The sequence below is a fragment of the Comamonas denitrificans genome (assembly GCF_017368815.1).
Lineage (GTDB): Bacteria > Pseudomonadota > Gammaproteobacteria > Burkholderiales > Burkholderiaceae_C > Comamonas > Comamonas denitrificans.
Map to the genome: position 1 here is coordinate 38,845 of NZ_JAFNME010000013.1, position 15,454 is coordinate 54,298.

Sequence of the window (15,454 nt, forward strand, 5' to 3'; positions counted from 1 at the left end):
GCACGGCCTCAATGCTTGTGACCGGGAGCGGAGTGGTCATGGTCATGATTGTGCTCACTGTGGTCGTGGCCGCTGTGGTCCTGACGGCCTGTCGTGGGTTGCAGGCTGCAGATGTTCTCGTCAGCCTCCGAGTTCCAGTCGATTCCGACTGTGGCGTGTTCGATGCTGAACTGCTCTCGCAGCACCGCCTCGACGCGCTTGACCACAGCTCGCGCCTCCTCGTCCACGTTGGGTCGAACGTGTAGCGTGGCCATCGTGCGACCGGAAGTGAGTTGCCACACGTGAACATGGCTGACAGCCGCCAGGCCGGGCACAGTGCTCATCAGGCCTTGTTCCACCTTTTCCGGCGAAGCGTCCTCTGGCGCACCCTCCAACAGGATATGGATCGACTTGGCCAGGAGCTTCCAGGCGCTGCGCAGAATCAACGCCGCTACTAGAACCGACAGGATGGGGTCGATCGGAGTCCAGCCGGTGAAGTAGATGACGATCGCTGCAACGATGGCGCCGACAGAGCCGAGCAGGTCACCCATCACGTGGAGGATGGCACCTTTCACATTGACGTGATCGGTTTCGCCGCGGGTCATGATCCACAGCACGAGGACGTTGATCAGTAAGCCGAGCACGGCGACGATCATCATCGGGCCGGCGAGGATGACGGGCGGCGCCTGCAGCCGCTCCCACGCCTCGTAGGCGATCCATGCGACGATCGCGAACAGGGTCACGGCGTTCAGGAAGCCGGCGATGACCTCGAAGCGCAGGTAACCGAATGTGCGTTTGCTGTCGGCTGCGCGGCGACCGAATCGGAAGGCAGCGTAAGCCAGGGCAAGTGCCACGGCGTCGGTCAGCATGTGGCCAGCATCGGCAAGTAGGGCTAGCGAGCCCGACAGCACGCCGCCGACAGCTTCCACGAGCATGAAGCCGAAGATCAGGAAGAAGGAAACCAGAACCTTGCGCTCGTTGGCGCTCGTCACTGTGGGGGTGTGGTCGTGATCATGGTCGTGACCATGGTCATGTGCATTGGATTGGGACATGGGCGCCTCTGCTGGTTGAGTGTTTGACTATGGCGAAATATAACACATGAATATGTGTTCATGTGATATATTTTCGCTCACCCTTCTCAGCCTCCGAAGCCATGCGTTGTGATGCCGCAACGAGAAAATGTGCCTATCCTTTCGGCCAGATACGGTGCAGGTCATCCAGAATCAGCTGGTGATGGTGCCTGCCTTGGTCTGCGTGTGTGCGTAAATGAGGGTGATCCGGCGGCAAGCTGGGGTGGTCATGCGCCACGTCAGAAGGGTCGCTGGCCGGCCACAGCCAGAGCGTCAGCGCCACGCCGGCCAAGCCGACCAGGGACATGACAATGAAGGTCGATGGCAAGCCCATGACCGCGCCGAAGCGGCCGGCAAGTGGGTAGCAGATGAGCCAACAGGCGTGCGACAGCGCGAAGTGTGCCGCGAAGATCGCAGGACGGTCCTCGGCATGGGCCGAGCGGCGCAGAAGACGGCCGGATGGCGTTTGCGCCACGCTGTAGCCAAAGCCGATGATCAACCACAGCGGCAGCAACAATGCATAGCTCGGCAGCAGTGCGCCGATCCCCGTGCCCACGACCAGTACGGTAGCGCCGGTGAGCATCGCGGTTCGGTCGGCCACCTTTTCCAGTAAGGATGGCAGAACGAAGGCTGCCACCATCGAACCGCCTCCGAATGCCGCCAGTGCCGACGCCACTTCGACCTCGCCTAGGCCAAAGCGCGCCTTCACGAGAACCACCGTGTTCACGATCACCATGGCGCCCGCCGCCGAGACGGCCAAGCTGATCGCCAGCAGGCCCCGCAGGCGTGGCGTAGCGAGATAGATGCGTGTGCCGCGGGTCGTGCGATCCCAAATGCCGCGGCGCGGTCCGGGAATAGTTGTGGGCAACCGCACGCTGACCACGAGCGCGGCTGAAACGAGGAAACCGAGCACTGTTCCCGCGAACAGGTTGTGAAAGCTGATGACGGTCAGCAGCGCAGCAGCCAGCATCGGGGAAATCAGGCTTTCCAGGTCATAGGCCAGCCGGGACAGCGACAGCGCCTTCGTGTAGTCCTCTTCATCGGGAAGGATGTCCGGGATAGTGGCTTGGAAAGTCGGCGTGAAGCCGGCGGATGCCGCTTGCAGGACAAAGATCAGCAGATAGATCTGCCAGACCTCGGTGACAAAGGGCAAACAGATCGCGACAACCGCTCGTACCAGGTCCAGCGCTACGAGCAATGACCGTCGCGGGAACTGGTCGGCGAAGGCCTGTGCGACTGGAGCGACTCCCACATAGGCCAGCATCTTGATAGCCAGCGCCGACCCGAGCACCGCACCTGCATCGGCCCCGGCCAGCTCGTAGGCAAGTAGGCCGAGCGCTACCGTCATCAGGCCTGTGCCGACGAGTGCGATCACCTGCGCGGTGAACAGGTGGCGGTAGGTGCGGTTCTTTAGGACGGAGAGCATCGAGAGACCTCAGAGCAGTCTGGTTAGCGCCTTCATTTCGGCTAGAACGGAGTCCTCATCATGAGATAGGCAGTGGTCGATGTGGTCATGGATCAGGACGCGCTTGGCCGCTGTGACGGCGCTCTCCACCGCAGCGAGCTGGCGAGCGATGTCCAGGCAGGTTTCTTCTCCTTCGATCATCCCGATGACGTGTCGCAGATGACCCTCGGCGCGCTTGAGCCGTTTCACGAGATCTGGGTGGCTGGTGTGCTTGTGCATCTCTTTCATGCAGCAATCATATCCCCCCCCCGGGGGATATGCTCAAGGAGTCTGCATAGCTGTTTGCGCAGTGGATTAGCCCCACCTCGCCTCTCGATGTCTTGCGCCCGACGCCCTCTCTAAGGCGATTGGTGCTCAAAGGATGTAAGGTTTTCTTTCCCATTCATATGAATAGATATACAATTGTTCATATCTAAGCCAGTGAACAGTGGCTTTTCAACGACAAGCACTTGCTCGGAAAGAGAACACCCAGCCGGGGGTAAGTACTGATGCAACACCGATGGAGAATTGAATGCTTCGCAAAGACATACGCAAGGGATGGATATGGGCGGTATCCACGCTTTGGGCCGGCACCGTGCTAGCCCAGCCAGTAGCCGCCCCTCACGTCCCATCCAGACCAGACAGCCACATGGTCGCCCAATTGTGGGAGTCAGCTTGGCAGCGGCAGCCAGAAGCCGCTGGAGAAGGCGCCTGGCAGCAGGCCGCCCAAGCACGCCAAGAGACGGCCGGCAGTTGGGTGGCAGGTCCGATGGCGCTGGAAGCCTCCACCAAAACTGATCGGTTCAACAACCGCAACGGACAGCGCGAATATGAAGTCGGGGTGGCTATTCCCCTTTGGATGCCTGGTGAGCGCGCCTCGTCGGCACGCTGGGCGGACGCGGAAAGCCTCGCGCTATCCAGCCGGATGCTGGCCGCCAAGCTACGCACGGCCGGACAGGTTCGCCAGGCATGGTGGGCATGGCAGCGTGCCCAGGCCGAATTGGTGGCGGCGCAGGATCGCACCCGCAGCGCGGACGAGTTGGCGCAAGATGTGGCTCGCCGGGTTCGCGCGGGCGACCTGGCGCAAGCCGACAGAAACCAGGCCGATGGCGCCTTGGCGTCGGCTCGTAGTGCCCTGGCCATTGCTCAGGCCGAAGAAATCACGCAGCGCGAGGCGTTGTTGGCACTGACCGGCATCGAGAGTATCCCGTCGCAGGCCGATTCCGCGCAGCCGGAGCAGTCAGGTGTCCGAGTTCAACCGGCATCGGCACAGCCGTCCGGCGCGTTGTTGGGTAACCACCCTGCGCTGCTGGAACTGCAGCACAAGGCGCTGGCGGCCCGCCGCTCTGCGGAACTGGTGTCCCATCAGAAGTACGCCAACCCCGAACTGACCCTGGCGACCACGCGGGATCGGGGCGGCTACGGCGAACGCTACAACCAGACGATCACGGTGGGTGTGCGCATTCCCTTCGGTACGGGTAGCCGTCATACCGAGCAATTGTCCAGCGCCAATGCGCAGGCACTGGAGGCTGAGTCGGCACTCGCGGCCCAGCGCACCCGGCTACTCTCGGAAATTCGAACTGCCCAATCGCGCGAACTGGCAACCAGCACCCAGATGCAGGCCGCTTCGGAGCGCCAGCGACTAGCCCAACAAACGCGCACCTTCTACCAAAAGTCGTTCGCGATGGGCGAGACGGACATGCCGACACGCCTTCGCATCGAGCAGGAGGCCACCGAGGCCGAGCGCGCGGCGCTGCTCGCCAAGGTGGAGCATGCCGCGGCCATCTCGTCCCTGTTGCAGGCACAAGGCACGCTGCCGCAGCCGACCGAGACTTTCACTGACATCTCCGGCACGCGCTGATCGGCGCGCGCTCAACCATCCTGGAACCTTAGAAATGTCGCAATCCTCTTTCTGGCGTGCAGCTGCCTTGTCCAGCCTCCTGCTTGGCAGTAGCGCAACGTGGGCCGGCGACGGCCATGACCATGGCGAAGCCGCTCCTGCCCCCGCAGCGGCCGCGCTTCCGCGCTTTGCCGCAGTTTCCGATGACTTCGAACTGGTGGGTGTGCTGAACGGCCAGCGTCTCACACTCTACCTCGACCATGCTGCCGACAACCGGCCGGTGACCGATGGCGAGCTGACCCTCGAGCTGGGTGGTCAACAGGTAAAGGTCAGCTCACACGGGGTTGGAGAGTTCGAGGCCGATCTGACTGAGCCGCTATCCGATGGCGAGACCTCAATCATGGCCACTATTACTGCGCAGGGCCAATCGGACCTGTTGACGGGCGTTCTCGATGTTCATAGCGAAGACGCCGAACACGAGCATGCCGTCGCATCCGGCCGTGTGGTCGTACTAGGTGGCGGTGCCGCAGTCCTCGGCGTCGGTGTCCTAGCGTGGGCGCTGCGCAGACGTACACGCACCAACGGTGCACTGCGAGGTGCAGCATGAAGCGCAACTTCCGTTTCCTAATGACGACGGCCATGGCGGCTGCATTGGCTCTGGCTGCTCCCGCGTTCGCTCACGACGGCCATGACCACGGCGACGAAGCGCCGGCTGCGTCTTCCAATGGCCCCCAGCGCCAGCCTGATGGCAGCGTGTTTCTTCCGAAACCGTCGCAACGTCAGATCGGTGTACGCACCCAGCTGATCAAGCAGGAGCCCTTGGCCCGCAGCCATGAACTGGCTGGCAAAGTAATCATGGACCCGACGACAGGCGGCAAGGTCCAGGCAATGGTAATGGGCCGGCTGGTGCCCGGGCCGGATGGTCTGCCGCAGATCGGCCAATCCGTGCGCAAGGGCCAGGTGCTGGCTTACATCGAACCGGCCAGCGGTGTGCTGGAGCGCTCAGGCCAGATGGCCCAGGTTGCCGAGCTGCGTGCGGGCCAAGCGCTCGCGCAGAAGCGCTTGGCCCGGCTGCGCGAGCTGTCGGAGACCGTGCCCCGCAAGGAGATCGAAGCAGCCGAAAGCGAAGTGAACAGCCTGACCGAACGCGCCCGCGCCTTGAGCGGGGGCCTCGCCGGCAGGGACGTACTGAAGGCCCCAGTCAGCGGCGTCATCGCATCCAGCCCCGCAGTTGCCGGGCAGGTCGTGGATGCGCGCGAACTGGTGTTTGAGGTGGTCGATCCGACCCAACTGCGCATCGAGGCGCTTGCCTACGATCCGGCAATGGCACAGAACCTGGCCGGTGCTGCACTCGCAGTAGGCGGTCAGAAGGTGCCGCTGAGCTTCGTCGGTGCCGCCAGCAGCCTGCGCGAGCAGGCCCTGCCCATGCTGTTCAAGGGCACCAGCGAAAGCCTCTCGCGCTTGGCGGTCGGTATGCCGGTGGTGGTCTTCGTGCAAGAGGCGACGACGGTACCTGGCTACCGCGTGCCTTCCGGTGCGCTGATGAAGAACCCTGCCAACCAGAACATCGTCTGGGTCAAAGACCAGGCCGAGCGCTTCGAGCCGCGTGTCGTGAACATCACTCCTTTGGATGGTGCATCCATCGCTGTCACTTCGGGCCTGGCGGACGGCGACCGCGTGGTTGTCGAGGGCGCGTCCCTGATCAATCAAGTTCGTTGAGGGGCACCATTCCATGTTCAAGTGGCTTCTCGAAAATAGCTTACGAAACCGGCTCCTGGTCATCATCGGGGCGCTGGTGCTGATGGCGTATGGCGCGTTCACCCTGACGCGCACGCCGGTAGATGTCTTTCCCGATCTCAACAAGCCGACCGTCACTCTCATGACGGAGGCTGGCGGCATGGCTGCCGAAGAAGTCGAGCAACTCATCACGTTCCCGCTCGAAACGGCCATGAACGGCCTGCCCAGCGTCGAAAGCGTGCGCTCGGTCTCCAGCGCCGGGCTTTCCTTCATCTACGTGACATTTGACTGGAAGACCGACATCTTCCGGGCGCGCCAGATGGTCTCCGAACGCCTGACGTCCATGGAGGAAGGGCTAGCCCCGGGCGTGACGCCCACTATGGGGCCAATCAGCTCAGTGATGGGCGAGATCATGCAGATTGCAATCCCCATCGGTGCCAAGCCCTCAGGGCAGAAGAACGCAGCCCCGCCGCTGTCGGCCATGGACACTCGCGAGTACGCGGACTGGGTGCTACGCCCCCGGCTGATGGCCATACCTGGTGTTGCCCAAGTCATCCCGATCGGAGGCGAGGTCCGTCAGTTCCAGGTCCAGCCCAACACCACGCGAATGTCAGAGCTGGGCGTGACTGCGTCCGATCTGGATGCGGCTCTCAAGGGCTTCTCCGCGAACACTTCCGGCGGCTTCCTGGAGATCAATGGCCGCGAGTACCTGATCCGCAACCTGGGCCGCACGTCCCGACTCGACGACCTGCGTAACCTGCCTCTCGCGGTGCGTGCGGGCCAACCCATCCTGCTCCACCAGGTCGCCGATGTTCAGTTTGCGCCAGCCATCAAGCGCGGCGATGCGGGCTTCGAGGGCCTGCCAGCCGTGATCCTGGGCATCCAAAAGCAGCCCACGGCCGATACGATTGCACTGACCCGCTCGATCGAGTCAGCGTTGGCGGACATGAAGGGCTCACTGCCGGCTGGCATGGCCGAGCCACAGGTGACCTTCCGACAAGCCAACTTCATCGAGGCGTCCATCAGCACGCTGCAAGGCAAGCTCATCGGCGCATCGGTCTTCGTGGCGGTGATCCTGTTCTTCTTCCTGGGCACTTTGCGCCCCCTGGTGATCGCGTTGACCGCGATTCCTGCCTCGATCTTCGTGACCGGGCTGGTGTTCCACTATTTCGGCCTATCAATCAACACCATGACGCTCGGTGGGCTGGCGATCGCCATCGGCGGTCTCGTGGACGATGCTGTGGTCGATGTGGAGAACATCATGCGGCGGCTCAAGGAGGACCGCACCCGCCACCCTGAGAACCGGCTGACGCCCCTGGTCATCGTTGCCAGGGCCTCGATGGAGGTTCGCTCGGCGATTCTCTACGCCACGATGATCATTGTGCTGGTGTTCCTGCCCCTGTTCGCGCTGCCGGGGATGGAGGGGCGCTTGTTCGTGCCGCTGGGCATCGCCTTCATCGTCTCCACGCTGGCCTCGCTGCTGGTCTCTGTGACGGTCACTCCGGTGCTTTCGTACTACCTGCTGCCCAAGATGAGGACGCTGGACCATGGCGACACTCGGCTTCTAGCCTGGTTGAAGACGCGCTATCAGGGCGGCCTGCAGCGGGTCTTGCAGCGGCCGCGTGCCGCCCTTGGCATGGCCGCTGTGGCTGTCACACTGGCTGTCGCCGCGGTGCCATTCTTCCCGACCACGTTCCTGCCCCCGTTCAATGAAGGAACGTTGCTGGTGGGCCTGCGCCTGAATCCCGGTGTGACGCTGGCCGAATCTTCGGCGCTTGCCCAGCAAGCCGAGCTGCTGGTCGCGCAGGTGCCAGAGGTGCAGCACGTGGGCCGGCGCAGCGGACGGGCCGAGCTGGACGAGCATGCCGAAGGCGTGCATGTCAGCGAGCTGGACGTGGGCCTGCTGCCCGCCTCGGAGCTAAAGCGCTCCATGGAGGAGATCACCGCCGACATCCGTTCGCGTCTGGCTCACTTGCCCGGCTCCATCGGCATTGGCCAGCCGATCTCGCACCGCATCGACCACATGTTGTCGGGGGTGCGCTCGCAGATCGCCATCAAGGTGTTCGGCGAGGACCTGGACGTCCTGCGCGGGCAGGCGGATCTGCTGCGCGCCAAGCTGGCCGGAATTCCGGGGCTTGCTGACCTGGAGATCGAAAAGCAGGTCCTAGCGCCGCAGATCAAAATCCGCGTGGATTATGCGGCGGCGGGACGCTACGGCGTGGCCGCACCGCAAATTCTGTCCACGCTGCAAAGCCTGGTCGAAGGCGAAAAGATCACCGAGGTCATCGAGGGCAACCGCCGCTTCGCGCTGGTGGTTCGCCTGCCCGAGCAGGCGCGGTCGATTGAGGGCTTGAGCCGCATCCTCATCGACACGCCCATGGGTCGGGTCCCGTTGTCGCGCCTTGCCACCATCGAAGACAGCGACGGCCCCAACCAGGTCAGCCGCGACGATGGCCGTCGACGCATAGTTTTGTCGGCCAACGCTCAGGGACGGCCGCTGTCCGAAGTAGTGGCCGACATACGCAGCGTCGTCCAAGAAGTGCGCTTGCCCGAAGGCTACTTCATCACGCTGGGCGGCCAGTTCCAGGCACAAGAGGAAGCCTCGCGACTGGTGGGCCTGCTGTCCATCGTCTCCCTGACGCTCATGTTCGTGGTGTTGTACACGCGCTACAAGTCGGTCGTCCTATCAGCGCTCATCATGGTGAACATTCCATTGGCCCTGGTCGGCGCCGTGTTGGGGCTGTGGCTGTCTGGCCAGCCGTTGTCCGTGGCCGCCCTGGTCGGCTTCATCACGCTCGCGGGTATTTCTGTGCGCAACGGCATCCTGAAGGTGAGCCACTACCTCAACCTCATGCGCATGGAGGGCGAGGACTTCGACCAGAAGATGATCGTGCGTGGCTCGCTCGAACGGCTTTCCCCGGTTCTGATGACCGCGCTGGTCACGGCCTTCGCGCTGGCCCCGCTGCTGTTCGAGGCGTCCCGACCCGGTACTGAGATCCTGCACCCCGTCGCGGTGGTGATCTTCTCGGGGCTGGTCAGCTCCACGCTGCTAGACACCTTCCTTACACCCGCCATGTTCTGGCTGTTCGGCCGCAAGCCTGCCGAACGCCTGCTGGACGACCGCGACGCGGAGGCATTCTGATGCAACGCCTTCTGTCACCCGATTTCAACCACCGTAACCCTATAGGAGCTTTCATGTCTGTTCGATTTCGTTCCCTCACGGCCGGCACCGCCCTCGCCCTGGCATCCGTCACCGCCTTCGCCGCAGGCGACCATGACCACGCGCATGACCACAAGCCGCTGCATGGTGGCGTCGTGACCGAAGTCCGGGACGTGGACTACGAGTTGGTCGTTCAGCCCGCAGCAGCGCAACTCTACCTGCGCGACCACGGCAAGCAGGTCAATGTAAGCAACACCAAAGCCAAGCTCACACTGTTGACCGGCTCACAAAAGCAGGAGGTGCAACTCACGCCTGCCGCGGACGGAAGCCGCCTCGAAGGCAGCGGGACCTTCGCCGCAGCCAAGGGCACGAAGGCCGTCGTCCAAGTCGAACGTGGGGGCAATACCGCGAGCGCCCGGTTCGTTCTGCCGTAGTGTTCAACGTGATCGTCAGGGAACGAGCTGTAATCTGGCGACCACCTGACAAAAGGCGCGACATAGGCGCTCACTATTTCCTCAAAAACTTTGGAGATGTAAATCATGGAAATGCATTTCGACGTCATTGTTATCGGTGCCGGCCCAGGCGGATACATCGCGGCCATTCGCGCTGCCCAATTAGGCATGAAGGTCGCTTGTGTAGATGCCTGGAAGAACAAGGACGGAAAGCCAGCACCTGGCGGCACCTGCAACAACATCGGTTGTATCCCTTCGAAAGCGCTACTGCAGTCGTCAGAGAACTTTGAACAAGCCAAGCACCACTTTGGCACGCACGGCATCTCCACGGGTGATCTGCGCATGGATGTGACCACGATGTTGGAACGTAAGAATCAGGTCGTGAAGTCCAGCAACGAAGGCATCCTTTATCTGTTCCGCAAAAACAAGGTCCAGTTTTTCAACGGCCTGGCGTCTTTCACCAGGACTGTCGATGGTGGCTTCGAGGTGAGCGTCGCCGCCGATGAGGCTGTTACCTTGGTGGGCAAGCAGATCATCGTTGCCACAGGCTCCAACGTGCGGCCACTCCCCAACCTACCGTTCGATGAGCGGGTCGTGCTCTCCAACGACGGCGCGCTGGACATCGCGGCCGTGCCCGATCGGTTGGCCGTCATCGGTGCCGGCGTGATCGGCCTGGAGCTGGGCTCCGTTTGGCGCCGCCTGGGGGCGGATGTCACGATCCTCGAAGGCTTGCCCAGCTTCCTGCCAATCGTCGACCAAGCCATCGCCAAGGAGGCGAAGAAGGCGTTCGACAAGCAAGGCCTGAAGATCGAACTAGGTGCGAAGGTTCGCGAAGTCAATGCAACCGAGGCTGGCGTGACTATTCACTACACCGACAGCCAGGGCCAGACGCAGTCCTTGCAGGCAGACAAAGTGATCGTGGCTATCGGCCGTGTGCCCAACACCGAAGGCCTGAATCCGGCCGCCGTGGGACTCCAACTGGATGAGCGCGGCGCCGTGCTGGTGGACGATGAATGCCGCACCAGTGTGCCCGGCATCTGGGCCATCGGTGACGTGGTGCGTGGCCCGATGTTGGCGCACAAGGCGGAAGAGGAAGGTGTCGCAGTGGCCGAGCGCATTGCCGGCCAGCACGGTCACGTCGATTTCAATACGATCCCCAACGTCATCTACACCAGCCCAGAGATTGCCTGGGTAGGCCGCACCGAGCAGCAGCTCAAAGAGCAGGGCACCGCCTATCGAATCGGTTCCTTCCCGTTCATGGCCAATGGCCGCGCGCGTGCGCTGGGCGACACGCCGGGCCTCGTCAAGGTGATCGCCGATCCTGCCACTGATGAGATACTCGGCGTGCATGTGGTCGGCCCGCAGGCCAGTGAACTGGTGGCCGAGGCCGTGATCGCCATGGCGTTCAAGGCCAGCAGCGAAGACATCGCCCGCATCTGCTTTGCCCATCCGACCCTCTCCGAGACGTTCAAAGAGGCCTCGCTGGCCGTGGACAAGCGCGCGCTCAACTTCTGATTGATCGGAAGCGGCATCCAAACCACCTCACCGAACGCAGCTGCGGGCGGTGGGGCGCATATCGCCATGGAACGTAGGCCACGCCGCAACGGCATGCTATGCCCAACAGTTACTCGTCGTTGTGGTCTTCCGCGATGTGGGTGGCCATATCCAGCAGCACCTGGTTCACGTGCTTGTCCGCCACCTCATAGAAGATCTGTTTGGCTTGGCGCACGCCCTTGACCAGGCGAGCACCGCGCAGCAGCCGCAGGTGGTGGCTCACCAGCGACTGCGAGAGTTCGAGGGTTTCAGCGATGTCCCCGACCGAGGAAGAGCCTTTCATGCAGCACAGCATGATTCTCAGCCGGGACGGGTCACCCAGGAGGCGGAATGTCTCAGCCAAGATGGTCACGTCATTCTGTGACAGCGATTCCAAATCGGCGCTGGGACCCTTCGGTGGGGTACTGAATGGCTTACTTGTATTCATTTTTAAAATATTTCCTAACCTCGAATGGCTGTTTTCGCCCTTCAGAATTAACAAGGCAGCGGCCGCTTAGGCGCGCGCAGCAAAGAACCAGTGCGAGCCTGGCAGGCAAGGCCTCCGTTCCCCGTGCACCGGGTCATTTCTGAAACCTGACAGCATCCGAAAAAGCGCTTGACCTTCCCACGATGGTAAACCCTAAGCTCCCTCCATGTCGAATTTCAACTATGGGAAGCACACCATGAGCATGGCAACAACGAGTAGTGCTGGCGCCCAAGCAGCGGCAATCAGCCTGCCCATCGAGGGCATGACCTGCGCAAGCTGTGTCGGCCGAGTCGAGGCCGCCCTTGCCAAGGTCGAGGGCGTGGCAAGCGTGTCTGTCAATCTCGCCACCGAGCGAGCGGACATTCGCCTGAACCGTCCTGTCGATCGCATGGCGCTGATCCAGGCGATCGAGAAGGTAGGGTACGACGTGCCTCAGGGCACCATCGAGCTGGCGATCGGAGGCATGACCTGCGCTTCGTGCGTGGGCCGCGTCGAGAAGGCGCTCAAGGCGGTGCCGGGCGTCACTGAGGCTGTGGTCAATCTGGCGACCGAGCGCGCTACCGTGCGTGGCGTAGCATCCGTGCAGGATCTGATTGCTGCTGTCGATAAGGTCGGCTACGAGGCCAGCCCGGTCGATACAGGCATGCAGGCCGACGAGGAAGCTGCCGAGAAAAAGGACGCCGAGCGCGCCGAACTCAAGCGCGACCTGACCCTGGCCGCCGTGCTGGCGCTGCCTGTGTTCGTGCTCGAAATGGGCTCGCACATGATTCCCGGCATGCACGAGTGGGTGGCTTCCACCATTGGCATCCAGCAGAGCTGGTATCTGCAGTTCGTGCTGACCCTGCTGGTGCTCGCCATTCCGGGCTGGCGCTTCTATGAGAAGGGCTTCCCGGCGCTGTTCCGCCTGGGTCCCGACATGAACTCGCTGGTCGCGGTCGGCACGGCCGCGGCCTTCGGTTATTCGATGGTCGCCACGTTCGCGCCCAGTCTGCTGCCGGCCGGCACGGTGAACGTGTACTACGAGGCGGCAGCCGTCATCGTGGCGCTGATCCTGCTGGGCCGCTTTCTTGAGGCACGGGCCAAGGGCCGCACCTCCGAGGCCATCAAGCGCCTGATCGGCCTGCAGGCCAAGGAGGCGCACGTGCTGCGCGACGGCCGCATCGTGGACATCCCGATCAACGACGTGGCGCAGGGCGACATCGTGGAAGTGCGCCCCGGCGAGCGCGTGCCGGTCGATGGTGAAGTGACCGAGGGCCGCAGCTTCGTGGACGAGTCGATGATCACCGGCGAGCCGATTCCCGTCGAAAAGGCGGAAGGCAGCACCGTGGTCGGCGGCACCGTCAACCAGAAGGGTGCGCTGACGCTGCGTGCCACCGCCGTGGGCGGTCAGACCATGCTGGCGCAGATCATCCGCATGGTCGAGCAGGCGCAAGGTTCCAAGCTGCCGATCCAGGCCGTGGTGGACAAGGTGACGCTGTGGTTCGTGCCCGCCGTCATGCTGGCCGCGGTGCTGACCTTCCTGGTCTGGCTGGTGTTCGGCCCGTCGCCCGCGCTGTCCTTCGCGCTGGTCAATGCCGTGGCGGTGCTGATCATTGCCTGCCCTTGCGCCATGGGTTTGGCGACGCCGACCTCCATCATGGTCGGCACGGGCCGGGGCGCCGAGATGGGCGTGCTGTTCCGCAAGGGTGAAGCCCTGCAACTGCTCAAGGACGCCAAGGTGGTGGCCGTGGACAAGACCGGCACGCTGACCGAGGGCCGCCCGGTCCTGACCGACCTGGAGATTGCCGACGGCTTTGACCGCAACCAGGTGCTGGCGAAGGTCGCCGCTGTCGAATCGCGCTCGGAGCATCCGATCGCACGCGCCATCGTCGAGTCGGCCGTGGAAGGTGGCATCGCGCTGCCGACGATGACAGACTTCGATTCGGTCACGGGCATGGGCGTGCGCGCCACCGTGGACGGCGCGCGTGTCGAGGTCGGTGCCGATCGCTTCATGCGTGAGCTGGGGTTGGACGTGGGCAGCTTCGCTCGCACGGCCGAGCGCCTGGGCAACGAGGGCAAGTCACCGCTGTACGCCGCGATCGACGGCCGGCTGGCCGCCATCATCGCGGTGGCCGATCCGATCAAGTCCAGCACGCCCGCGGCCATTGCCGCGTTGCACCAGCTCGGCCTGAAGGTGGCGATGATCACCGGCGACAACGCGCGTACCGCGCAGGCCATCGCCAAGCAACTGGGCATCGACGAGGTGGTGGCCGAAGTGCTGCCCGAGGGCAAGGTCGAAGCCGTGCGCCGGCTGAAAGCCAGCCACGGCCAGATCGCCTACGTGGGCGACGGCATCAACGACGCCCCGGCGCTGGCCGAGGCCGACGTGGGCCTGGCCATCGGCACCGGCACCGACGTGGCGGTGGAGTCGGCCGACGTAGTGCTGATGTCGGGCAACCTGCAGGGCGTGCCCAACGCCATCGCGCTGTCCAAGGCGACCATCGGCAACATCCGCCAGAACCTGTTCTGGGCGTTTGGCTACAACACGGCCCTGATCCCGGTGGCCGCTGGCGTCCTGTACCCCGCATACGGTGTGCTGTTGTCGCCGATCTTCGCGGCTGGCGCGATGGCGCTGTCCAGCGTGTTCGTGCTCGGCAACGCGCTGCGCCTGCGCCGCTTCCAGCCGCCGCTGGCGGCGGATACCGCTCATTGAGAAAGGAGGAACACCATGAACATCGGTGAAGCATCCAAGGCCTCGAAGGTCTCGGCCAAAATGATCCGCTACTACGAGCAAATCGGTCTGATCCCTCCGGCTGACCGCACCGATTCGGGCTACCGCGCCTATACCCAGGACGACGTTCACCGGTTGCATTTCATCCGGCGTTCGCGCGACCTCGGCTTCTCGGTGGCCGAGATCACGGACTTGCTGGGACTGTGGAATGACAAGTCGCGCCAGAGTGCTGATGTAAAGCGTCTGGCCCAGCAACACATCGACGAGTTGGACCGGCGCATCGAGAGCATGCTGGAGATGGCCGCGACGCTCAAGGCGCTGATCCGGTGTTGCGCCGGCGACGAACGGCCCGACTGCCCGATCCTGCACACGCTGGAGCAGCCCGATATCAGTGACAACAAGCCCGAAGCGCGCACTGGCGCAGTGCCGCGCCGCGCGCGAGCCAACGCAGCAGGAAAAAAGCCGTGTGCGCACTGAGCAGCCAGGAGAGATATGCCCAAAATCACCGTCTTGCCCCATCCTGAACTGGCGCCTGAGGGAGCCGAACTGAACGTGCCAGCAGGCACTTCGATCTGCGAGGCCCTGCTGGACAACGGCATCGAGATCGAGCATGCCTGCGACATGAGCTGTGCCTGCACGACCTGTCACTGCATCGTGCGCAAGGGGTTCGATTCTCTAAACGAAGTCGAGGAATGCGAGGACGATCTGCTCGACCGGGCCTGGGGACTGGAGGCGCAGTCGCGGCTGAGCTGCCAGGCCATCGTTGCGACCGAAGACCTGACCGTCGAGATCCCCAAGTACACGATCAACCATGCCAAGGAGAACCACTAGGAGCCTGCGTGCTGCCTCAGGCGCACCGGCCTGCGGCAGGGTTGCTCTGGCAGATGGAGGACTGACGGCATTGCCGCCAGATAACCAACCCGTGGGCCAGACCAACCCGCGAGCCAGGTGTCTACACTCCCTTTGCACGGTCGTCGGTTAGGCTGGAAAGGTCATCAACGTCCTTAAATCCGTGACGGCCGGCCCATGGAAAGTCCCACAG

Annotated in this window: 13 protein-coding genes; 9 read left to right on the forward strand and 4 right to left on the reverse strand. The window is 63.3% G+C overall.

The window, feature by feature from the left end; genetic code table 11:
* Positions 1-8 precede the first annotated feature (8 nt).
* From J1777_RS07465 to J1777_RS07475, 3 genes are all read right to left on the reverse strand, one after another.
* Positions 9-1,031, reverse strand: a complete 1,023-nt coding sequence (locus J1777_RS07465) for a cation diffusion facilitator family transporter (RefSeq protein ID WP_003821153.1) — start codon at positions 1,029-1,031, stop codon at positions 9-11.
* Between the two features lie 133 nt (positions 1,032-1,164).
* Positions 1,165-2,475 carry an MFS transporter gene (locus J1777_RS07470; RefSeq protein WP_003821155.1) on the reverse strand — a complete coding sequence of 437 codons (1,311 nt, stop codon included), beginning with the start codon at positions 2,473-2,475 and terminating at the stop codon, positions 1,165-1,167.
* A gap of 9 nt (positions 2,476-2,484) precedes the next feature.
* Complete coding sequence (locus J1777_RS07475; RefSeq protein WP_003821156.1) at positions 2,485-2,742, reverse strand: metal-sensing transcriptional repressor; 258 nt, start codon at positions 2,740-2,742, stop codon at positions 2,485-2,487.
* 400 nt (positions 2,743-3,142) lie between these two features.
* On the opposite strand from J1777_RS07475, the gene J1777_RS07480 reads away from it, so the two are divergent.
* The 6 genes from J1777_RS07480 to lpdA all read left to right on the forward strand — a co-directional run bounded on the left by J1777_RS07480 (position 3,143) and on the right by lpdA (position 11,197).
* Entirely contained in the window at positions 3,143-4,354 is a 1,212-nt protein-coding gene (locus J1777_RS07480; protein ID WP_223656232.1) for a TolC family protein, read from the forward strand.
* Positions 4,355-4,388: 34 nt separating this feature from the next.
* Positions 4,389-4,940, forward strand: coding sequence for a hypothetical protein (locus tag J1777_RS07485; protein ID WP_015912829.1), 552 nt, complete (start codon positions 4,389-4,391; stop codon positions 4,938-4,940).
* Positions 4,937-6,052: an efflux RND transporter periplasmic adaptor subunit gene (locus J1777_RS07490; protein WP_003821159.1), complete on the forward strand. Its 1,116-nt coding sequence runs from the start codon at positions 4,937-4,939 to the stop codon at positions 6,050-6,052. The genes J1777_RS07485 and J1777_RS07490 overlap by 4 nt, the downstream gene beginning before the upstream one ends.
* A 13-nt stretch (positions 6,053-6,065) precedes the next feature.
* On the forward strand, positions 6,066-9,212 hold the full coding sequence (locus tag J1777_RS07495; RefSeq protein ID WP_012614056.1) for an efflux RND transporter permease subunit: 3,147 nt from the start codon (positions 6,066-6,068) through the stop codon (positions 9,210-9,212).
* Between the two features lie 53 nt (positions 9,213-9,265).
* Positions 9,266-9,664 carry a hypothetical protein gene (locus tag J1777_RS07500; RefSeq protein WP_015912828.1) on the forward strand — a complete coding sequence of 133 codons (399 nt, stop codon included), beginning with the start codon at positions 9,266-9,268 and terminating at the stop codon, positions 9,662-9,664.
* 105 nt (positions 9,665-9,769) lie between these two features.
* Complete coding sequence (lpdA, locus tag J1777_RS07505; protein ID WP_015912827.1) at positions 9,770-11,197, forward strand: dihydrolipoyl dehydrogenase; 1,428 nt, start codon at positions 9,770-9,772, stop codon at positions 11,195-11,197.
* A 109-nt stretch (positions 11,198-11,306) separates the two neighbouring features.
* On the opposite strand, the gene J1777_RS07510 is transcribed toward lpdA, so the two are convergent.
* On the reverse strand, positions 11,307-11,663 hold the full coding sequence (locus J1777_RS07510) for an ArsR/SmtB family transcription factor (protein ID WP_015912826.1): 357 nt from the start codon (positions 11,661-11,663) through the stop codon (positions 11,307-11,309).
* Between the two features lie 241 nt (positions 11,664-11,904).
* On the opposite strand from J1777_RS07510, the gene J1777_RS07515 reads away from it, so the two are divergent.
* Genes J1777_RS07515 through fdx form a run of 3 tightly spaced genes read left to right on the forward strand, consistent with a single transcriptional unit; the run spans position 11,905 to position 15,243 of the window.
* Complete coding sequence (locus J1777_RS07515; RefSeq protein WP_202944282.1) at positions 11,905-14,394, forward strand: heavy metal translocating P-type ATPase; 2,490 nt, start codon at positions 11,905-11,907, stop codon at positions 14,392-14,394.
* Positions 14,395-14,409: 15 nt separating this feature from the next.
* Positions 14,410-14,889, forward strand: coding sequence for a Cu(I)-responsive transcriptional regulator (cueR, locus tag J1777_RS07520; RefSeq protein ID WP_012614052.1), 480 nt, complete (start codon positions 14,410-14,412; stop codon positions 14,887-14,889).
* Between the two features lie 15 nt (positions 14,890-14,904).
* A complete protein-coding gene (gene fdx, locus J1777_RS07525; protein WP_012614051.1) occupies positions 14,905-15,243 on the forward strand; it encodes an ISC system 2Fe-2S type ferredoxin in 339 nt (112 codons plus the stop codon).
* Positions 15,244-15,454: the final 211 nt, after the last annotated feature.